Below are 19,532 nucleotides of genomic sequence, written 5' to 3' on the forward strand. Positions count from 1 at the left end.
CCAGACTATCTGATGTCCAGGTCTGGTCTCAGGTCTCTTGCTCCGAGAATTTGGGCCTGCTGCTGCCAGCCGCCGCCAAAGCCTTCGAGGTGGGTGGCGCTCACCAGGCATTGATGCGATTCGCCCACGGCTTCGAGCAAAAGTTGCTGTCGGGTTGGATCCAGTTCGGCGAGCACATCATCGAGAAGCAGCAGCGGTGGCTCTCCGCACAACTGGGTCACCAACTCCAGTTCAGCCAGCTTCAGCCCCAGCACCAGCGACCGCTGCTGTCCAGCGGATCCAAACCGTCGTGCTGGGCTGCCGCCTAGGAGCAGGGCGATTTCATCCCGGTGTGGCCCCACGCGGCAGTTGCCGAGGCGTTCTTCGTCTTCCCGCTGCTCGCGCAGTTGCTCCTCAATGGCGAGTCGCCATGGTTCTTCGGCGTCTTCTCCGTCGAGTCGGCTGCCTGGTTTGTATTGCAATTCCAGAGCTTCTGTCCCACCGCTGAGGTGGGCCTGCCAGCGCTGGGCAATTGGTTCCAGCCGTTGCAGGGCCCGTTGACGCCGCCGGTGAATTCTGGTGCTGACCAGCGCCATCTGGACGTCAAAAGCGTCGAGCAGCGCATGGCGTTCGGCGCTGGGGGTCTGTCTCTGGCGCCAAAGCTGGCTGCGCTGTCGCAACAACCGGTTGAGCCGTGCCATCAGATCGGCATAGACCGGTTCGAGCTGCAGCACGACGCGGTCAAGCCACTGCCGGCGCAGACCGGGTTCGCCTCGCACCAAATCAAGATCGAGGGCGCTGAAGCCGATGCAGCGCAGCGGACCAATCAGGTCCAGCTGCCGATCCAGCAACTTTCCGTTCCGCTTGGCCTGACGCCCTCCCTGGCGACGAAGTTCCAGTTCCAGACGATCACCATCCCCCACGTCGGCACGGATCAGGGCCTGGGGTCTGTCCCACTGGATGAGGTCCCGATCATTGCTGCAGCGATGGGAGCGCAGGCTGCCCAGTAACTCAACCGCCTCGAGCAGGTTGGACTTGCCAATTCCGTTGGGTCCGATCACCAGCAAGCGCGGCTGCGTCAGTTCAAGCTGCAGAACGGTGTGGTTCCGGAAGCCCTGCAGCTGGAGCCTGTGTAGCCGGATGGGTGCAGGGGCGAACAGTGAGTAAGGTACCTGTATCGGGTCGGTTGCCGCTCGATATCACTGAGGCTTACCGCCTATCAGTGGGCATGTAGCTCAGTTGGATAGAGCATCAGATTCCGGTTCTGAGGGTCGGGGGTTCGAGTCCCTCCATGCTCGTGTTTGACCTCAATGTCTCAGCTCAGGCTGAGTCCCATGGCTCGGATGCCATTGGGATCAATCAGAAAACCTTGCTCTTTGAGAGCTTGCAGGGCATCTGCTGGTGCTGAGATCGAAAGGCTGCAGCCTGGTAGATCCCGACGCAGGATTTGCAGGGCACGATGCACCAGAACAGCGAAGAGGATCGCTTGGTTTGGCCCCGGTTTCGCTGCCAAATTCCAAAGATTGGCGTTGAGGGCTAGATCACTGGTGGCCCGCACAAATCCAATCAGTTCCCCATTCGACTCATCCAGGATGCTGATTTGCCACAGACTGCGCTGAAGCGCGAGCTCCCAGCGTTCTTCCGGGTGGGTTGATTCCCCACAGGACATCAGCAGGGTGTTGAGCTGTTCAGACGTTGGAGGGGTCGATGTCTCAAGTCGCGTGCCCTGGGGCAACGGTGGAATCGAGGGTTGTTTAAGGAACGACAGCACAGTGGCTCAACCGGTGTTGCGCATGCCGGCTGCAATGCCATTGAGGGTGAGCAGTGCACCTCGCAGCAGCTCACTGCGGCTGTAGGTGCGTGTGTCTTCGGGCGCTCCCGGGGTTTCGCTCATGGGCGGTTGCCGGTTCTGATCACGCAGTCGCTTCAGCAGCGCAACCTGGAGAAAGCCCAGGGGAACGATGGTGCGATTGCGCAGATCAACGGACAACTGCAGCCCTTGATCAGCTCCCAGCAGTCGGTTTTGTCCCGTGATTTCCAGCACCAGCTTGCGGGTGAGTTCGTATTCCTTGGCGATCACCTGGAAGATCGCTTCAAAGGCCTCTCGCTGTTCGGGGTGCCCCAGGCTGTTCATGTAGTGATGAGCCAGGTCGAGATCCACCTTGGAGAGGGTCATTTCTACCTTTGAAATGAGCATCCGGAAGAACGGCCAGCGTTGATGGAGGCGGCGCAGCAGATCGAGTTGTTCGGAGTCGCTTCCCACTTCTTCCGACAGAGCTGTGCCGAAGCCAAACCAGCTCGGCAGAAGAAATCGGCTCTGGGTCCAACCGAAGACCCAGGGGATCGCCCGCAGACTGGACAGGTCTTTTGCGCCTGTTTTGCGTCGGGCCGGTCTGCTGGAGATCTGCAGTTTGCTGATTTCTTCGATCGGAGTGACTTGCTGGAAGAACGCCACCAGATCGGGATTGTCGTGAACCAAAGCCCGGTAATGCTCCCTTGAACGGGTGGCGAGGCGACTCATCAGCTGATTCCAGCTTGGGGTGGCATCCAGCTGGTTGGTAACCAGGCTGTTCTGAACCACGGCCGTGGTCACGGTCTCCAGGTTGTACAGCGCCAACTCGGGCAGGCTGTACTTGGAGTTCAGTACCTCACCCTGTTCGGTGATTTTGATCCGGCCCTGCAGCGTGCCGCTGGGTTGGGCCAGGATCGCCTGGTAAGCCGGCCCGCCTCCACGACTCACAGACCCCCCGCGGCCGTGGAAAAGGCGAAGCGCCACATCCTGGCGGCTGGCGAGTTCCTGAAGTGCGATCTGAGCCTGGTGAATCTCCCAGTTGCTGGAGAGAAAGCCGGAATCCTTGTTGCTGTCTGAGTAGCCCAGCATGAGCTCCTGCAGCGGCTGTTTCTGTTGGCCTGCAACCGGTAGGAGTTCGCGGTAGAGCGGCGTTTTAAACAACCCCTCCATCACCGCGGGGGCCCGTTGGAGATCCTCCACGGTTTCGAACAGCGGCACCACTAGTAGGGAGGCTCGTTTGTTCGGCGGGTCCACCAGACCCGCCTCTTTCGCCAGCAGCAGAACCTCCAAGAGATCCGATGCCGTGTGGCTCATCGAAATCACATAGGAGTTGCAGATCCGCTGGCCGAATTCTTCCTGGAGGCGCTGCAGCATTCGGAACACCGCCAACGTCTCTGATGTAGGCGCTGACCAACTGGTGGCTGGCGGAATCAGGGGCCTGCGGGTCTTCAGTTCCTGGAGGAGCCATGCCATCCGCTGCGTTTCATCCATGTCCCCGTAGGCCTGGGGCAGTTCCAGGTTGCGGGTGAGTTCATCGATCGCATCGCTGTGGCGGGTGCTCTCCTGACGGATATCAAGGCTGGCCAGCGAAAACCCAAAGATGTGCACCTGGTGCAGCAGCGTGTCGAGCTGTTCGCAGCTCAATTCGGTGCTGACGAGGCTGTTGCGGACCAACTCCAGGTCACTGCGGAACTGATCCACCGAGGTGTAGTGGAGAACATCGGCTCCGCCGAGTCCGTCCTTGGGATCGGTCAGGGCTTCACAGGGCATCTGCCAGCCCGCCTCCGACAGCTGATTGTTGCGGGCGAGCGTGCGCTCAAGCTTTTCGAGCACGTAGCAGAGCTTCAGCCGGTAGGGCTCCAGTCGGTATCGAGCTGCTCTGCGCTCGTAGATCTCCGGGAACCGGAGCCGATCCATCTCCAGGGACTCCAGCAGTGATGGCGCCACCTGACTCCACTGCATGGAGATGCTCAGCTGCTGGCGTAGCGACTGGACGGAGTGGATGTACAGCTCCAGCATCAGCTGACGCTGGTAACAGGCTGTTCGCCAGGTGATCTCGGGTGTCACCGAGGGATTGCCGTCCCGATCGGAACCCACCCAGGAGCCAAATGTGCAGAAGGATGCCTGGGGGACCTGGACATCGGGGTAATGCCGATGCAAAGCAGTGATCAGCCTCCTACGCAGTTTCGGCATCGCGTCAAACAACACCTGCTGGAAGTAGTGCAGGGTCGAATCCACCTCATCGATCACGGTGGGTTTGAACTGGTGGAGTTCATCGGTCCGCCACCACAGTCGGATTTCCTCTTCCAGTTGGTCGCGACAGTCCTCGCGCAGCTGATTCGCGAGAGGGTTGTCTGATTGAAGTTGCTGGAGCAAGTTGGCCACACGCCGCTGCTTGTGACGCACTGTGTGCCGAACGATCTCCGTGGGATGGGCGGTGAACACCAGACGGATATCCAGCTCCCGCAGCAGGTGCTCCACCTGCGCGGGGGGGACGTTCATCCGACGCAGCCGCTCGAAGACTTCTCCAAAGGTGGCTGGATCAGTCTGATTGGCGAGAGGGGGTGCAAAGGGATCAAAGGCGTCCCGTTGAGCCGATTCAGCACTGAGATTGGGCCGCAGGCTATCGAGATAGCTGTCTTCCTCGATCCGTTGCTCAAGGATGTTGATGAGCTGGAAATAGAGCGAAAAGGCGCGGGCCGCCGAGATGGCTTCTGAAAGATCCATGGCTCGGATCAGCTCGACGATCGCCTCGCTCGTGCTGTCGCCGTCCCGTCCCTCTAAGGAGACAGGGTCACTGAGTTGTTTGAGTCGCAGCAGACGTTCGCTCTGCTCCGGTGGGCACTCACTGCGCAGCACCGTCTTCCACAGGTCTTCAATCAGATCCAGACGGTGCTGAAGAAGCTGCCCGGCACCCGATGCACCACCGTTCAAGCGTGCTGTCTCGTTGTCGGAGACATGGGTGGTGGACTCGGGCATGAAGTCTCCACGCTGCGATGGACTCGACATGATCATCCCAAACAGGGTTCCCCGGTGGTCATCTGTTGTTCTTCCTGCTGCATCAGTTGGATCCCCTCCTGAAGCAAGTCATCGATGGATTGGCCCCGGGCATGAGCCGCTTCCCAGCGCATGGCCTGATTGCCGTGGGTCAGCAGTGCATCCAACGGCTTCAAAAAAGCACTGAGCTGGAGGGATTCGGCGAGGGGAGCGAGCTCATCAAGCAGCTCCTCAAGCCAGTCCTTGCAGGTGATCACACGGCCATCCCGCCAATGCTTGAGTTCAGCGTTCAGGCTTGATTGAGCGACGGCTGCATCATTGCTGTCAGCCAGCTGGGCCAGCTCATCCGCGGATAGGACGCTGTTGCAAAGGGGATCGAGGCGAGTCATGTCCTGTCTGAGGGCAAGAAGCCGCAGTTCAAGCAGGCAGGTGATCGCCAGCAGCTCATGGGGATTGGTGATGAGATCGCAGATGCGTAATTCCAGTCGGTTGAGGTCGTACGGGCGTCGCGGACCATTGGGACGAACGGACGTCCATAGGTGACGTTCGTTGCGCATGGCCCCCGTGGCCAGTTGCTCCTCCACCCACTGGATGTAGTGGTCGTGATCCCGAAATAAGGGAACCGATTGCGGCGTTAGGGGGAATTGATGCCATCTCTGGGAGTGGTGGCTGGTGCTGCGCCCATCCAGAAAGGGGGAACTGGCGCTCATGGCGAGCAGGAGAGCCGCCTCGCAGCGCACGAGCCGGACCGCCGCAAACAACCAGTTCAGATCTGTGATGCCGAGGTTGATGTGAATGCTGGCCGTCACGACCCTGGTGCCGTAAAGCCGCTCGATGAGAGCGTGATACGCATTGCCGGGGTCCGAGCGTTCGAACCGGCTGCTGTCTCCCAAACTCATGGTGCTGCCTGGCAGAAGCGTGAGCTCCCGCTCGTGCAGCCACCGCCTTAATTCCCGTCGGGGAGCGAGCAGTGCCTCGGGGAGTTCGGCGTAATCCCTGATCGGGTCGGTGACGTATTCGAGATTGCGACAGTCCGGTTCTGTTACGAAGCCAGGCAGTTCCCTGGCAACGTCGGTGGCGACGCCGACGTTGGCTCCGTTGGGCTGACCGGTGAACAGTTCGACCTCGAAGCCTTTCAGTAGAAGTTGTTGAGCTGTCATCCCGGCGGGTTCAGGCAAGCCAGTGCTGTCAGCATTCCTCGTGCTTTGTTCAGGGTTTCTTCGAATTCAGCCGTCGGTTGTGAATCGGCAACGATGCCGGCCCCGGCCTGAACTTTGACCCGGCATCCACCGCCGTCTCGTGGTTGCACCACCATGGTTCGGATCGTAATGGCCGTGTTGAGGGCTCCGGCCAGATCGACGGATCCATAGACCCCGGAATAGGGGCCGCGCGCATCGGGCTCAAGCGTATGGATGAGTTGCATGGCACGGATCTTCGGTGCGCCGCTGACGGTGCCGGCGGGAAAGGCCGCCATCAGCAAATCCCACACATCGTGCGTCGGGGCCAGGCGTCCTTCGACTTGGCTGACGATGTGCATGACGTGTGAGTAGCGCTCGATCACCATGAGGTCTTGCACCGCCACGCTTCCGGGTTGGCAGACCCTGCCGAGGTCATTGCGTCCCAGGTCAACCAGCATCACGTGCTCAGCGCGCTCTTTGGGGTCGGCCAGCAGATCAGCTTCCAGCTCTCGATCCTCTAGTGGCGTGGCTCCCCGTGGTCGGGTGCCCGCGATGGGCCGCAGGCTGGCATGGATGCCATCTGCTGCAGGCTCGGCTTGAACCATCACCTCCGGGCTTGAGCCGATCAGTTGCCAGTCCCCAAAGTCGAAGAACGCCATGTAGGGAGATGGATTCACCATCCGCAAACTGCGATACAGCTCCAGGGGCGACTGAGGAACGTCGGTCTCAAGGCGCTGACTGATCACCAGTTGAAAGACATCGCCGGCCGCGATGTGTTCTTTGGCAGTGTCGACGGCAGCTTCGAATTCATCGCGGCTGCGGTTGGAGCGCACGGCGGGAAGTTCTTTGCTTCTGGCATCCCAGGTCAGCGGTTGCACGGCCGGAAGAGGTGCATCCATCCGTTGGCGCAGGTCGTCAATCCGTCCGATGGCGGTCTGCCATGCCTGTTCCTCATCCGCGCCATCGGACAAGTCGCCGAAGGCGACGGCCGTGATCTGCCGTTTTACTTGATCAAAGATCAGGAGCGCGTCCATCAACATCCAGATCCCGTCCGGGGGATCGGCCGCGGCTCGGGGATGCACCGCAACAGTTGGTTCAATCCATTGGATCAGTTCGTAGCCCCAAACGCCATAGAGCTGTCCCAGAGGGGGCAAGCCCGGCAGGTTGACGCAGGCGTAAGGAGCTAAGCAGTCGCGGAGTGATTCAAACGGGTTGCCCGTGAACTCGTCTTTGCGACCATCGCGCCAGGTGCGTGTCAGACGGTCATTCCTGGCTGATGCTGTCCAGAGGGGATCGCAGGCGATCACACTCCAGCGTCCGAGGGTTTCGCCTCCTTCGACGGACTCCAGCAAAACACCTGGAGGCCTACCCTCTCCCACCTTGATCCAGGTGGTGAGCGGTGTTTCAAGATCTGCGGGCCAACTCTGAGCCAGAGGGATCAGGTTGGCGCCACTGCAAACCGCCTGATGAAAGGCGTCGCGATCGGGACTGAACATCTCATGATCATCGCAGCCAAGACCCGAAGATCACGACCTCCGGGCTTGCAGATTGATCGTTCAGGAGTCGAAGGTGTTGCGGCCGCTGAACTTGATGTTGGCAGGGTTGACGTTTTCGCCGATGCGACGGGAGTTGTGCCCGACCATGGAACGTCCTTCGTTCACCTTTTCGGGGAAAACGCCATCCTTGGGATGCAGGAACTCGGTGTCACCACCGGGGTAGATCCGGTAGATCTTGTAGTCCTCAATCCGGGGCTTGAATTTGGTGCGCAGTTGGGTGCCGAGGGCGAGGCACTGCTCTTTGCGGGCGAAATACATCAGGTTTTCGCCTGAGTTCATCAGGGCAGCTCCACCGGTGGGGAGCTCGAAAGCCTGTTCTGTCTTGCTGGTCCAGGTGATCGCGTATTTCTCTTCAGTCTCTGCTGAGTTCAGAAGTCCGCCAGTGCTGGCGATGTGCTGAGGAAGTTGACCATTCAACGCCGTTGCTGCCATGGCTGAAGGAATCCACAAGAGCCGTTACGACTGGAAAGTAGCACCGTCATCGGTTGCTCTTTTGCTCTCCGAAAGCAAGCTTCACACCAGACAACATATTGATCAGTTTCCTGGGGTGTGTACGGGGAAGAAAACGGTGATGTCGCGATCACGTCTGGACTGATAGCGCCCCCCCAGGCTGGCCATCATTTGGCGGGTTGCATCCTGACTTAACTGCAGGCTTCCAGTGCTGGGATCCCAGCTCAGGACGGTCCCTACTTCCTCGCGTTGGGGAGCTGTGCCGGGCTCGGTGGCTGAGGTTCTGTTGGGATGCTCCACCTGGAGTTGAAGCTTCACTCGCGGGCCCGCCGCTTGGAGATGAAGTGTCAGCTGACTGCCGGGGGCTAGCCCTCTGGTGCAGCGGTCGATCAGACCTCCCAACATCGGTTCCAGCCGTCGGGAGTCACTGAGAATGGCCGGCAGGTCAGCGGTGAGGTCCAGCTCAAGGCTGATCCCTCTCCGATCCAGTTGCTCCGTCCAGCTGGGTGCAAGGGCGGTGAGGATGGCGTGTAAATCCGTGCGGGCCAAATTGGCTTCGTTGGGCTCCCGTTGAAGCTCGGCGGCATGGAAGATCAGGCCAAATCGGTCGATCTGTTCGCTGCATTCAACATCGATCTGACGCAAGCGATTCACGACGACTTCGGGCAGATCCTTCCGCCGCAGCAGAGACCGGATCAATGTTCTGATCGTTGCTAGAGGGGTTCTCACCTCATGGGTGATGGCTTCCAGCAAATTCAGATCGCCATGGCTGGGGTCTTCTGGTGGGCGCTCGGCCTGGATGGGTTGCAGCATCAGCCCTGGGGCTGTTCCGGTAAGCCGTTCAGTTAGGCGGGGCCAGAACTGTTCTGACCAGGATCCATTGCCCTGAAGGGTGCCGATGGATTCGAGTGCTTTGCGCAGCTGATCGGCCTCTGCCGGTGACTGATGCTCCAGCCGACGCCCGAGCTGCAGCAGAACATCACTGAGTGTTTCCGGGTCAGAACGCATCAGCAACTGGCGTTTCTGGGCGGGGCCGTGCAGGGCCAGGGCGACTTGGACCTCGGGCGTGATTACCAGCAGCAGGGGATCATCTCCGTCATCGCGGCGCAGTGACAAGCGTTGGCATCCCTGCAGCGTGCCTGGTTCATCGCTGCTTGACCGTCCAGGTAGTGCCGTTGGATGAGGACTCAATTGATCCAGGCGCTCTGGAGCCCAGACCCATCCCTGCAGATGTTTCAGCAACTCCGGTTCGTAGAGAGCTGGCAGGGGCGCTGCTAGCCAGATTCCACGCTCAATGCCGCGCTCAAGCAGGTCCTGTTGCAGGGTCTCCAGAGCTGCCCACCAAAGCCGTCGGACACCGATTTCATCGCAGCGCCCCTGGGGCACATCCTGCGCCAGTCGTTGCCGCAGGTCGGTAAAGGTTGGCCCGGTCAACGGTGTTGTGCCAAGGAGCGACGGCTCTGCCGAACCACAGACAGGCAGAGGCCGAGGGCGATGAAATTCACAACCATCGCTGAGCGCCCATAGCTCAGGAAGGGCAGGGGGATTCCAGTGACAGGGCCCAGGCCAATGGTCATGAAGATGTTGACCACCACTTGAAACATCAGCATCGTTCCGATTCCGATCACCACGAGCGATTCGAAGTCGGTGCGGGCATTGCGCGCGACTTGAAGCAACCGCGCCATCAATGCAGCAAAGCCAAGAACCACCAGGAGACACCCAACAAACCCCGTCTCCTCGCCTAGAGCGCTGAAGATGAAATCGGTGTGCTGTTCGGGAATGAACCGCAGTTTGGTCAGTTGCCCGTGAAGAAGGCCCGTCCCCAAGACGCCGCCTGAACCGATGCCCACGGTGCTCTGAAGGAGGTGATAACCCCCGCCGAGGGGATCCTTGCTGGGGTCAAGGAACAGCACCAAACGATCCCGTTGGTAGTCCTTCAGGCCATGCATCCAAAGCCATGGCGTCACTGCAGCCATGGCGCTGTGGATGGCCAAGGTTGCTGTAGCCGCCAGGCGCTTCCAGGGCAGGGAGCGGTAGGCGACAACGACCATCAGTGGGATCCAGATCCCCATGGCCCAGGGGAGAAGCCCTGACAGAAGGGCCGTCACCAGCGGTGACAGCAAAAGAATCACCCACTCAATTGGCATTCCCGACCAATAGAGCATCGTGAGCATCAGGGCGCCGAACACAAGGGATGTGCCCAGATCAGGCTGGATGAACACCAGGAGCCAAGGCACGGCGATCACGCCCAGCGGACGCATCAGATCGATCGGTCGTTCCACCGGGTGCCGTGACAACACCGCTGCCACAAGCAGGATCGCGGCGATCTTGGCGAATTCCGAGGGCTGAACATGAACCCCGCCGATGCTGATCCAGCGTTGGGCCCCCAGCGCCGTGGTTCCAATGACCCGTACCGCCACCAGACTGATCACGGTCAAGCCATAGACGGGAACCAGCAGCGGTCGGAGCCGCTGAAGTGGCAGGCGTTCCAGTCCCAGCGCCAGCAGCACCCCAAAGGCCGCGGTGATCCAGTGGTGATACCAGTCGGCGTAGTCCGCCTGGCGTTGTGTGCTGGCGATCAGCACCCCGGCGATGGCGATCATCCCGACCGGAACACCCCAGAGCACCCACTCCCGGTGCGGTCTGCGGCGGTCACGTCGGCTGAACATCGTCAGGCGGGCTGGGTGACGGCCTTCAGCACTGCATCTGCGAGCCCTTTGAACTCTGCGGCGCTGGCTGATTCGCTGCGATTGATCACGATCGGCCGTCCTGTGTCTCCACCTTCCTGCACAGGCATTTCCATCGGAATTTGGGCCAGAAGAGGAACGTCGTAGTCGGAGGCGAGTTGGGCTCCGCCGCCACTGCCGAAGAGGGCATAACGGCAGTCGGGACGATCCGGAGGAATGAAGGCGCTCATGTTCTCCACCACGCCGAGGACGGGAATGCCCATCTGCCGGAACATGGCAAGTCCCCTTCGCGCATCTTGCAGCGATACCTGCTGCGGGGTGGTCACGATCACAACTCCTGCCATCGGAACTGCCTGGGCCAGGGACAACTGCGCATCACCGGTGCCCGGCGGCAGGTCGACGACAAGAACGTCCCTTTCACCCCATTCGGCCTGGTAGAGAAACTGACGAATAATGCCGTTCAGCATCGGGCCACGCCAGATCACGGGCTGGTGATCATCGATCAGCAGACCCATGGACACCATGGCGATTCCGCAGGTTTCGATCGGGACAATCCGCTGCTGATCTCCGCTTCCCTGCACCTCCGGCGTTTGATCAGCCACACCCAGCATGGTTGGTGCGTTGGGTCCGTAGATATCGGCGTCCAGGAGCCCAACCCGCAGGCCGGTCTGGGCGAGTGCGCAGGCCAGATTGACCGCCACGGTGCTCTTGCCGACGCCTCCCTTGCCGCTGCTCACAGCAATCACCTGGCGCACTCCTGGGATCGACTGCCGTTCAGCCGGCTGTCCGTGGCCTGCTTGGCCAATCCCCCCCTGGCTTGGTGGTTGGCCGATCTCAATCTGGACGTCGTCGATGCCGTCGATGCTCAGCAGCGTTTCCCGTGCCTCGGTCACGATTCGGTCTCTCTGACCTTGGGCGAAGCCGGGAAGGCTGAGGCGAAACACGGCCCGCGGCGGGCTGATGCGGATTTGTTCGATCCAGCCGAGCTCCAGTGCCGATTTGCCACTGCCGGCATCTTTGACTTGCTGGAGGGCGTGGTTGGCCTGCTCGACCGGGTTCATCAGTTTCATTAGGGCAAGCCGGATCCTAGGGGCGTCGCCCGTGACAGTCCCTCACGGATGCTTGTCCAGGCCTGGGGTGACTTGGTTAGGTTTCGATGTCTTCAGTCTCTGACACATGGTCCGCTCCCTGATTCGCCGCGTCCTCGGACGCCAGGACGTGGGTGTCAGCAACTCCACCCTCGAGCTTCCTCCCAGCGACTCCAGAGATCGGGCTCGGGCAATGGTGATGGGGCTTCAAGACGAGATCTGCTCTGGTCTGGAAGCTCTCGATGGTGAAGGTCGCTTTGCAGAGGAAAGTTGGGTGCGGCCTGAAGGGGGTGGTGGCCGCTCCAGGGTGATGCGTGAGGGCCGCGTCTTTGAACAAGGCGGCGTGAATTTCTCAGAGGTTCAAGGGGAAGAACTGCCCCCATCCATCCTCAAGCAGCGTCCGGAGGCGAAGGGTCATCCCTGGTTCGCCACGGGAACATCGATGGTGCTGCATCCGCGTAACCCCTACATCCCAACGGTTCACCTCAATTACCGCTACTTCGAAGCTGGCCCGGTGTGGTGGTTTGGAGGGGGCGCCGACCTGACCCCCTATTACCCCTTCCTCGAAGATGCACGCCATTTTCATCGCACCCATCAGGCGGCCTGTGATTCGGTTCATCCGGATCTGCACAAGGTCTTCAAGCCCTGGTGCGATGAGTACTTCTTTTTGAAGCACCGTGGTGAGACCCGCGGCGTCGGCGGCATTTTTTACGACTATCAAGATGCCAACGGCACGCTTTACAAGGGACAGGACCCGGCGGGCCCAGCCGCCAAGGTGTCTGCACGTTTGGGGGCCAGGCCGTTGAGCTGGGAGCAGCTTTTCTCGCTCGGCCAGGCCAACGGCAGAGCCTTCTTGCCCTCCTATGCCCCCATCGTTGAGAAGCGTCACCCGATGGCTTATGGCGACCGCGAGAGAGAGTTCCAGCTCTATCGCCGTGGCAGGTACGTGGAATTCAACCTGGTCTGGGATCGCGGCACGATTTTCGGATTGCAGACCAATGGGCGTACGGAGTCGATCCTGATGTCTCTGCCCCCGCTCGTGCGCTGGGAGTATGGCTACACCGCAGAGGCCGGATCAAGGGAGGCCCTGCTGACCGAGCTGTTCACCAAGCCTCAGGATTGGCTTGGGGATTCCACCCTCGACGACCGTTGCCGCCCCCATGGAGCGATCAACTAACTGACGCCCTGAACGAGTGCGTTCACTACGCGCTCGGCCAGGCAGTTCACGGTTTGCTCCCTTGTGCTCGGATCTCTGAGCTTCGTTTCGAGGGGGGGTTCAAGCATGGCGATTTCAAGAATCCCGATGCCACGCCTTGGACCTCCAAGGCCTCCTCGAAAATTCCGTGGGAACCGTCCAAAGGCCTTGGCCAAGCTTTCATCGACGACATTGAGTGCACGCACGTTCGCGAGCACGGGAATCAGGCCTGAGCCGAAGCCATGGGGCCGGTAGGCGTCGAAATGGATCTCTAGTACATATTCCCCGCGTTCGGAAAACACTTTGGCCTTCGACCAATTGGTGGAAGGGTGGTTGTCGTTCGCGATGGTGATTGAGGGAGGGGTGTAAGACCGGATGTTCAAGCCACGTGCTTTGCCTTGGCTGACAACAGCAGCCTGAACCTCGCGGTTCCAGAACAGCTCATCCCGAATGCCCGGTTGCATCGGCGGACGGTTTTGCTGATCCACGGCATAACCCGGTGTTCCGGGACTGACGGTGCCCTGGGAGTCCGCGTGTCCTGCCATGACGACGATCGGCAAGTTGGTTTGAACAGGGCTGCTACCGACCCATCTCCCGGATTCCTTCGTGCGCGGGCCCAGCAGCGGGTCTGGCGTGGCGGGCGCGGGACAGGGTTTTGGCTCTGGCGGTGCCGGCGCTAGTTGCTCTGCTGGTTGCTCTGGTGGTTGCTCTTTCGTCCCTGGTGCGCTCAGCCAATTGCGCTGTTCAGCAGCCTTGGTCATGGCGAGCGTCACCAGGGACAGCCCTGTGATGGCAAGGCCTGTGGCAAAGCGACGCCGTTGAATCCAGGCCGGCAGACGCATGGTTCAGATGGGGGAGGAGAGCAGGGATCCATCACTGGCGAGTTCAAGGGTCTCGGCCAGTTCCAGTTCGATCGCGATCAATTCGTCGCGATGGGCCCGCAAGCGAATGGCGCTGCCTTCTCCCTCTGGAGGAGGTAGCAACTGCAGTTCTAAGGCTTCTGTGCGTGAGGCTCGCCGTGTGTAAAGAGCTCCGGCCATAGGTCCGAAGCCAATCAACAGCAGGGGCCACCAGTGCAGTTGTGGTGACAGCTGACGCAGAACCAGGGCGAAGCAAGCGGAGCCGATGGCAGCCAGTAGAGACAGCAGAACGGCCAGGGGTTGGCTGGATGCCACCTTCCCCTTAAAGCGGAGCACCTGCCGCTCTGCATCTCCGCCATCTCGGCTCCAACCGCGAGCCTCCAGCCAAGCGCTGAGCCCGTCGAGAACGGTCAAGGGCGGTTGGGGAGACATCACATCCACAACAGTGGTTCGGTCTTTGCTTGCTGCCCGCAGGAAGAACACCAGGCCAATCGCCAGCAGAACGGTCAGCAGGAGAGTGGATTGGAATCCTGCAGGCATGGCATCCCGATCGTGATGAACCTTTTTAAGCCTTTCGCAGGCTGAATCGCTTAGTTCAACGCGAATCGGTGTGCGTCCAGCCAGCTGCGCCAGGGGGCCATGAGTCGCTCGGCTTCATTGCGGGCATCCGATTGAAGATGCAGCATGCGCCGTGGTCGTCCACGACTCGGGCAGCGTTGGGTGTAGCTGCTAATTGAGCCCTGTTGCTCGAGAAAATCCAGAGCCTGCTGCAGCACGGTTTCAGAGAGCCGCAGTTGTGGCTCTTCCTGGATCAATTTCTGCAGGAGCGCGGAGGGATAGTTGTCGTCTTTGAGCAGGCACTCAAGGATCCAGCAGACAGCCAGTTCCAGGTCGAGAAATTGTGGCGGTGGCTGGTGGAAGTACTGCTCGATGTCTGCCAGGCAGGTGCGCGATGGCTTTCTGCGGGAGAACACAGGCGAGGGATAACTCCCCCAATCAAATGCGATCTCATTTCGAGATTCAAGAGGAGAGTCTTGAGACTTGCTGTAGAGGCGGTTGGCCACACTGGCCATATCCATCCTTGAAGCCATGGCTGAGCAGTCCTCGTCCCCTGCGGAATTCGCCGTCTTTGATCGCGATCTCGATGCAGCTTGGACGGAGCGCTATTTGCAGTGCCCGCGGCTTGCGGTCGATACCGAAGCGATGGGATTGATCCATGGCCGTGACCGGCTTTGTCTGGTTCAAATTGCGGACGCAGAGGACCGTGTCGCCTGCGTCCGCATTGGCTTGGGCCAGACCGATGCGCCCAACCTGAAGCGCCTGTTTGAGGCCTCCACTGTGGAGAAGGTGTTTCACTTCGCACGGTTTGATGTGGCAGCTCTCGCCGCCGGTCTGGGGATTGCGGTGGATCCTGTCTTCTGCACCAAGGTCGGGAGTCGGCTCGGGCGGACCTACACCCCCCGCCACGGTCTCAAGGATCTGGTGATGGAATTGGTGGGTGTTGAGCTTGATAAGGGCGCCCAAAGCAGTGATTGGGGCCGTGTGGACGAACTCACGGATGCTCAGCTGGCCTATGCCGCTAACGACGTCCGATATCTCTTGCCGGCCCGGGAGCGTTTGGAACAGATGCTGCGACGGGAAGGGCGCTGGGATCTGGCTCAGCGCTGTTTTCAATGCGTTCCGGTGGTTGCCGAGTTGGACCGGCAGCGTTTTCACCAGATCTTTGAGCACTGAAGTCAGTCTTCAAGCATGAAATTGCCATCTCCTTCGCTGTGCTCCAACAACGTGTTCAGCTGACGGGCGTGCTCACCGTTGTCGTTGTCGAGGGCGGCCAGCATGGATTCAGCCGTCGCCCGTCGCCCCTGCACATCGCGATGACCTTCACGGGCCGCGGCTTGCTCGACCTGGCGACGGGCGCTGGCGAGGCTGATGCTCAATCGACTCGCCAGCTGAGCGCAAAGTTTGACGAGGGTGGGGTCTTGAATCGCAGCCATCGCATCCAACCGGGTGTCTTCAGTATCCGTTGAAGCGATCCAGGATGAGGCGTGCCAGCTGATCGCTCCCTCCTGCAGGTCCCATCCGCTGAGCACCGATTCGTCCCAAGTGGGAGCGGAGTGCCGGGTCATCCAGGAGGTATTCGAGCCGTCTGGTGAGCTCGGATTCGTCAGAGCACGGACGAACCGCTCCCCCCAACAGGCGGCTCTGACGGCGGGCGAAGCCTGGCTTGAACTGTGGTCCTCGTCCCGGCAGGGACAGGGCAGGAATGCCTAGCCCCACCAATTGTTCCGTCGCCGTTCCGGCGGTGGCGATGCCGGCTTCCGCCCAGCCGGCCCATTGGTCAAAGCAACCTCGCCCGATCAGCACCAGACAGGCTCCTTTCACCCAGCACGCTTCGGCACCCAGTTGGTCCGAAGGAGGAAGGCTGCGTCGAAAACCCAGTTGTTCAAGACTGTCGCTCAGGGCCTTTGCATCGGGTTGGGCGCCGACGGCCACGAGCAGTGCCATCGGGACACTGCCGGGCAGGGCCATGGCGCTGCGAACCAACCGCTGCAGGTTGCGCTGGGCCTCCGGCATGCGACTGCCGCAGAGCAGGAGCACCCGTCGGCAGCGTTCTAGGGCCGACGGCAACGGATGAATTCGTAGGCCATCCATCATCGGATTGCCCGGAGACAGAGCATCCACTCCTTTGCGGCGCAGGCCACGGGCCGTGAGGCGATCACGCATGGCCACAACTCGACAGCGCCGCGAGCGCATCAAGCTCCATTCCCAGGGATCCCACTCACTGCCTTTGAGCAGGTGGTAGCAGTCGCTTCTTGCCCGTCCGGGCCCGCTGCGCCAGGTGTAGTCGCTCTTGGGGGTGCCGATGAAACCAAAAGGGGAGCCACTGCTCCAGGCCATCAGCAGCGGCAGCAGATCGCCGACGGCAACGATGGGTTGGTGGTGATGACCCAGGCGGCGCACCAGGCGCCACTGGCTCCAGCTCAGGGTTGGGAGGCCAGCGCTGAGGTCCGCCAGCAGTCCCCGCAGGCTTTGGTTGCTGAAGCCACCGCTTGGTAGAGCCGCTTTAGGCCCCATGCGCGTTAACCATCCCTGCTGAACCGCAGCATCAAAAACACGGCCGGTTCCCACCAGAGGAAGCACGGATAGGGAAAGTCGGGGAGCACGTCGATGGACGGCCTGGATGATCCGCAGGGTGATCAGGTCTTCGCCGTGGCCATTGCAGAGAAACAGCAGAGAGCCAGGGGCATGGCTGATACGATCCCCTGATGGGAGCGGCTGTTCCCCAGCGGCGGCATGGCCAAGTGGTAAGGCAGAGGATTGCAAATCCTTTATCCCCAGTTCGAATCTGGGTGCCGCCTTTTAATCCTCGTCACAGTTGAGCCTCCGCGCTCATTGCGGGAATGTTGCGTGAGTGACTCTCGCAGTTGACGGTTTCGGCATCAATCCAACAGCTGCCAGTGGCTGTGCGTGCCACTGGCAGGCCCGTGGGAAGTCCTCTGGCGTCAAAGCGGGCCCATGCGGTGCTGAGCAGGCTCGCGCTCCAGCTGCGCTGATCCAAGCGGCAGCCGGAGCGGTCGCAGAGAAGCGGACTGCCCTGGTCTCCATCAAGGCTCACGAAGCTCAATTGAAAACTGCCCCCCGTCGCCTCATCGTCTCCGATGAAGCGAAGCCGCAGGCCACTACTTCCGTTCGCACTGATCTGGAGGCGCTTGCAATCCAAGGGACGCCCGTCGACAAGGATGCGGCATTTTGAAGGCCTGTGCTCCAAGCGGCCAAAGGTCAGCATTGGATTGGCCGTTGCAGGAACGGCGAGCAGCAGGGAAGCCAGCCACAGGCGGATCATCAGTAATCACTGTCGGCGACGCACATGCCCAGGCAGCGAATCCCGTTGCTGGCGGTTCTTCGGCAGTGGTTGCAGAGGATGCGTTCCTCGTCTGCAGACGATCCCTCCACAGCCTGATCGGGCGATGTCGCAGGCTCCTGTGCGGGGGATGCGGTCATGACGCAGCTGGACGAGATGAAGGCGATCATGGCTGGCAGCAGCGTCGCCCCGTTGAACGGCATCGGTTTTGGCACCTGGGCCTGGGGTAACAAGGCGGTTTGGGGATACGACCCCGAGCGGGACGATGGTCGACTGCGCGACACGTTTCGACAGGCCCTTAGTTCTGGGCTCAACCTGGTGGATACAGCGGATTCCTATGGCACGGGGAGGCTGACTGGGCGCAGTGAAGAGCTTCTTGGCGAATTCATTGCTGAGTTGCCAGCCCTTCGTCGATCCCAGCTGATGGTCGCGACAAAGTTGGCACCCTTCCCCTGGAGATGGGGCCGTCGAGGATTCGATGCCGCCTTTGAGGCCAGCCGAAAGCGTCTCAAAGGGCAGCTCCAGCGGGTGCAGTTGCACTGGAGCACCGCTCGCTATGCGCCTTGGCAAGAGGCAGGCCTTCTCGATGGCTTGGCTGAGCTCGTGCTTTGTGGCCGGGTCTCCGAGCTGGGGCTGTCCAATTTGGGCCCCCAGCGCTTGGCGTTGATCCACAACCGTCTGTTGGAACGCGGTGTTTCCCTGCGCAGTGTTCAGGTTCAGTGTTCACTCTTGGCGCCTGGGGATGATCAGCTGCTCGAGTTGATCGCCGTCAGCAGGGACAGGGATGTGGAGGTTTTGGCTTACAGCCCTCTGGCCTTCGGCGTCCTTGGATGTCCTCCCGGGGCTGAGCAGACGCTTCCCGCAACCTGGTTGAGACGTCGTCTGTTCCGGCGACTCCTTCCCGCAAGTTTTGAGCTGCGCAGGGTGATGCATGCCATCGCGATCGAGCATGGAGCAACGATGGTGCAAGTCGCCTTGAACTGGTGCAGATCACTGGGTACGACGCCGATTCCTGGGCTACGAACTCCGAACCAAGCAAGGGATGTTGCCGGTGCACTGCAGTGGTCCTTGTCGACGCAGGAATGCCAGCGTTTGGATGCTGCCCGATGCAGTTGCAGCGAGCGGATGCCCGCTAATCCATTCCAGAGTCGCTAAACGAGATGCTCAGGCCTCCGAGGCGGATTCGGGGGCTGGACTCACCACGACTGGGAGGCTATCTCCGTTGGTGCGAATCGGAATGACCTTGTCTTCGGAGGGTTCCCGGGGAGTGGGAGCGGGGGAGGCCTCCTGCTGTTGAGCGCAGGCGGTTAGCGCTTCTTGCAGGAGTGAATCGAAGGTTGCCCCGGGCAGTCGATGCCGGGCGACCTCCAGAAATGTGCGAGGTAGGGATTCGCTTGCAGCGCTCTTTAAAGCAGGGTTGTTCTGACGGTTCTCCTGCTCGTCCTGAATGGCGCGGATGAATCGTCGGGTGACGTCGCGTTTGGTGCACGCCTTGATCAGGGTGTCGCGCTCCTGAGGGCCCTGACTGAGCTCCTGCTCCATGTCTTGAATCCGCCGTTCAAGGCTTTCCAAAACCTCTTCGGCTTCTTTCCCGATGTGGGCCAACTGCCCATCTGAGAGGTACGGCATGTCGGCCACGAAGACCTTGCCGTGATCTCGCAGTGTGAGAAATGTCGGCCTTGCACCCTGCCTGTAGCCCTGCTGCCTGTCTTGTCCGGAAGCTAAAGGGCGTCTTGGTGGAACCGGTCCTGCAGACGATCGACGTCGCGTGATGCGCTGGGGCTTATCAAAAGGCATTGAAAATAAATGTATTGACGTTGCTATCGGAAAAGATTCCGATGTGCTTGGCAGCACCCTATTCGATCCTTTCCGTTCTGGTGCTCAGCTG

Annotated in this window: 20 protein-coding genes and 2 tRNA genes; 5 read left to right on the plus strand and 17 right to left on the minus strand. The window is 60.6% G+C overall.

All coding sequences use genetic code 11. The annotated features are described in order from the left end of the window. Nucleotides 1-5: 5 nt before the first annotated feature. Nucleotides 6-1,100, minus strand: a complete 1,095-nt coding sequence (gene recF, locus NCN06_RS05515; RefSeq protein WP_244279297.1) for a DNA replication/repair protein RecF — start codon at nt 1,098-1,100, stop codon at nt 6-8. A 103-nt stretch (nt 1,101-1,203) separates the two neighbouring features. Here recF and NCN06_RS05520 point away from each other — a divergent pair. After that, nucleotides 1,204-1,277, plus strand: a tRNA-Arg gene (locus NCN06_RS05520). 17 nt (nt 1,278-1,294) lie between these two features. Here the strand turns inward: NCN06_RS05520 and NCN06_RS05525 are convergent. The 8 genes from NCN06_RS05525 to NCN06_RS05560 all read right to left on the minus strand — a co-directional run bounded on the left by NCN06_RS05525 (nt 1,295) and on the right by NCN06_RS05560 (nt 11,700). Further along, a complete protein-coding gene (locus NCN06_RS05525) occupies nt 1,295-1,750 on the minus strand; it encodes an N-acetyltransferase (protein ID WP_226398198.1) in 456 nt (151 codons plus the stop codon). A 6-nt stretch (nt 1,751-1,756) separates the two neighbouring features. Next, entirely contained in the window at nt 1,757-4,750 is a 2,994-nt protein-coding gene (ppc, locus tag NCN06_RS05530; RefSeq protein WP_250398725.1) for a phosphoenolpyruvate carboxylase, read from the minus strand. A 32-nt stretch (nt 4,751-4,782) separates the two neighbouring features. Next, nucleotides 4,783-5,928 (minus strand): glutamate--cysteine ligase, encoded by a 1,146-nt coding sequence (gshA, locus tag NCN06_RS05535; protein ID WP_226398253.1) that lies wholly within the window; start codon nt 5,926-5,928, stop codon nt 4,783-4,785. Beyond that, the gene (locus NCN06_RS05540; protein WP_226398200.1) at nt 5,925-7,442 is read right to left on the minus strand and encodes an anthranilate synthase component I family protein; all 1,518 of its coding nucleotides are present in this window, start codon (nt 7,440-7,442) and stop codon (nt 5,925-5,927) included. The genes gshA and NCN06_RS05540 overlap by 4 nt, the downstream gene beginning before the upstream one ends. 60 nt (nt 7,443-7,502) lie before the next feature. Further along, nucleotides 7,503-7,934 carry a photosystem I reaction center subunit II PsaD gene (locus NCN06_RS05545; protein ID WP_226398201.1) on the minus strand — a complete coding sequence of 144 codons (432 nt, stop codon included), beginning with the start codon at nt 7,932-7,934 and terminating at the stop codon, nt 7,503-7,505. A 102-nt stretch (nt 7,935-8,036) separates the two neighbouring features. Next, on the minus strand, nt 8,037-9,386 hold the full coding sequence (locus NCN06_RS05550; RefSeq protein WP_226398202.1) for a sensor histidine kinase: 1,350 nt from the start codon (nt 9,384-9,386) through the stop codon (nt 8,037-8,039). Beyond that, nucleotides 9,383-10,621, minus strand: a complete 1,239-nt coding sequence (gene rodA / locus NCN06_RS05555) for a rod shape-determining protein RodA (RefSeq protein WP_226398203.1) — start codon at nt 10,619-10,621, stop codon at nt 9,383-9,385. Before rodA ends, NCN06_RS05550 begins: the two co-directional genes overlap by 4 nt. Nucleotides 10,622-10,623: 2 nt before the next feature. Beyond that, nucleotides 10,624-11,700, minus strand: a complete 1,077-nt coding sequence (locus tag NCN06_RS05560; RefSeq protein ID WP_115022852.1) for an Mrp/NBP35 family ATP-binding protein — start codon at nt 11,698-11,700, stop codon at nt 10,624-10,626. Nucleotides 11,701-11,815: 115 nt separating this feature from the next. Between NCN06_RS05560 and hemF the strand changes: the two genes are divergently transcribed. Continuing rightward, nucleotides 11,816-12,904: an oxygen-dependent coproporphyrinogen oxidase gene (gene hemF, locus NCN06_RS05565; RefSeq protein ID WP_226398204.1), complete on the plus strand. Its 1,089-nt coding sequence runs from the start codon at nt 11,816-11,818 to the stop codon at nt 12,902-12,904. Here the strand turns inward: hemF and NCN06_RS05570 are convergent. From NCN06_RS05570 to NCN06_RS05580, 3 genes are read right to left on the minus strand one after another with little or no spacing between them, the layout of a single operon-like run. Continuing rightward, complete coding sequence (locus tag NCN06_RS05570; RefSeq protein WP_226398205.1) at nt 12,901-13,764, minus strand: N-acetylmuramoyl-L-alanine amidase; 864 nt, start codon at nt 13,762-13,764, stop codon at nt 12,901-12,903. The two genes, hemF and NCN06_RS05570, sit on opposite strands and share 4 nt — an antisense overlap. A 3-nt stretch (nt 13,765-13,767) precedes the next feature. Beyond that, nucleotides 13,768-14,322: a cofactor assembly of complex C subunit B gene (locus NCN06_RS05575; RefSeq protein ID WP_166017557.1), complete on the minus strand. Its 555-nt coding sequence runs from the start codon at nt 14,320-14,322 to the stop codon at nt 13,768-13,770. Between the two features lie 50 nt (nt 14,323-14,372). Then, nucleotides 14,373-14,756, minus strand: a complete 384-nt coding sequence (locus NCN06_RS05580) for a helix-turn-helix transcriptional regulator (protein WP_115023011.1) — start codon at nt 14,754-14,756, stop codon at nt 14,373-14,375. 115 nt (nt 14,757-14,871) lie between these two features. Here NCN06_RS05580 and NCN06_RS05585 point away from each other — a divergent pair, with 115 nt between their 5' ends. Then, nucleotides 14,872-15,516 (plus strand): ribonuclease D, encoded by a 645-nt coding sequence (locus NCN06_RS05585; RefSeq protein WP_226398206.1) that lies wholly within the window; start codon nt 14,872-14,874, stop codon nt 15,514-15,516. A gap of 2 nt (nt 15,517-15,518) precedes the next feature. Here NCN06_RS05585 and NCN06_RS05590 read toward each other — a convergent pair whose 3' ends face one another. Both NCN06_RS05590 and NCN06_RS05595 read right to left on the minus strand, forming a co-directional pair. Then, nucleotides 15,519-15,776, minus strand: a complete 258-nt coding sequence (locus NCN06_RS05590) for a DUF8658 family protein (RefSeq protein ID WP_115023012.1) — start codon at nt 15,774-15,776, stop codon at nt 15,519-15,521. Between the two features lie 19 nt (nt 15,777-15,795). Further along, nucleotides 15,796-17,016, minus strand: coding sequence for a lipid-A-disaccharide synthase-related protein (locus NCN06_RS05595; RefSeq protein WP_226398254.1), 1,221 nt, complete (start codon nt 17,014-17,016; stop codon nt 15,796-15,798). Nucleotides 17,017-17,070: 54 nt separating this feature from the next. Here NCN06_RS05595 and NCN06_RS05600 point away from each other — a divergent pair. After that, a tRNA-Cys gene (locus tag NCN06_RS05600) sits at nt 17,071-17,141 on the plus strand. An 11-nt stretch (nt 17,142-17,152) separates the two neighbouring features. Here NCN06_RS05600 and NCN06_RS05605 read toward each other — a convergent pair. Together NCN06_RS05605 and NCN06_RS05610 are read right to left on the minus strand one after the other, a co-directional pair. Next, nucleotides 17,153-17,626 carry a hypothetical protein gene (locus NCN06_RS05605; protein WP_226398207.1) on the minus strand — a complete coding sequence of 158 codons (474 nt, stop codon included), beginning with the start codon at nt 17,624-17,626 and terminating at the stop codon, nt 17,153-17,155. Continuing rightward, the gene (locus tag NCN06_RS05610; RefSeq protein WP_166017559.1) at nt 17,626-17,784 is read right to left on the minus strand and encodes a DUF8639 family protein; all 159 of its coding nucleotides are present in this window, start codon (nt 17,782-17,784) and stop codon (nt 17,626-17,628) included. Before NCN06_RS05610 ends, NCN06_RS05605 begins: the two co-directional genes overlap by 1 nt. Here NCN06_RS05610 and NCN06_RS05615 point away from each other — a divergent pair. Then, nucleotides 17,783-18,799 carry an aldo/keto reductase gene (locus NCN06_RS05615; protein WP_226398208.1) on the plus strand — a complete coding sequence of 339 codons (1,017 nt, stop codon included), beginning with the start codon at nt 17,783-17,785 and terminating at the stop codon, nt 18,797-18,799. The two genes, NCN06_RS05610 and NCN06_RS05615, sit on opposite strands and share 2 nt — an antisense overlap. 9 nt (nt 18,800-18,808) lie before the next feature. Here the strand turns inward: NCN06_RS05615 and NCN06_RS05620 are convergent, their stop codons facing one another. Beyond that, complete coding sequence (locus NCN06_RS05620; RefSeq protein ID WP_226398209.1) at nt 18,809-19,441, minus strand: DUF8655 family protein; 633 nt, start codon at nt 19,439-19,441, stop codon at nt 18,809-18,811. Nucleotides 19,442-19,532 lie beyond the last annotated feature (91 nt).

This window comes from Synechococcus sp. MU1648, from assembly GCF_023630615.1.
GTDB lineage: Bacteria > Cyanobacteriota > Cyanobacteriia > PCC-6307 > Cyanobiaceae > Parasynechococcus.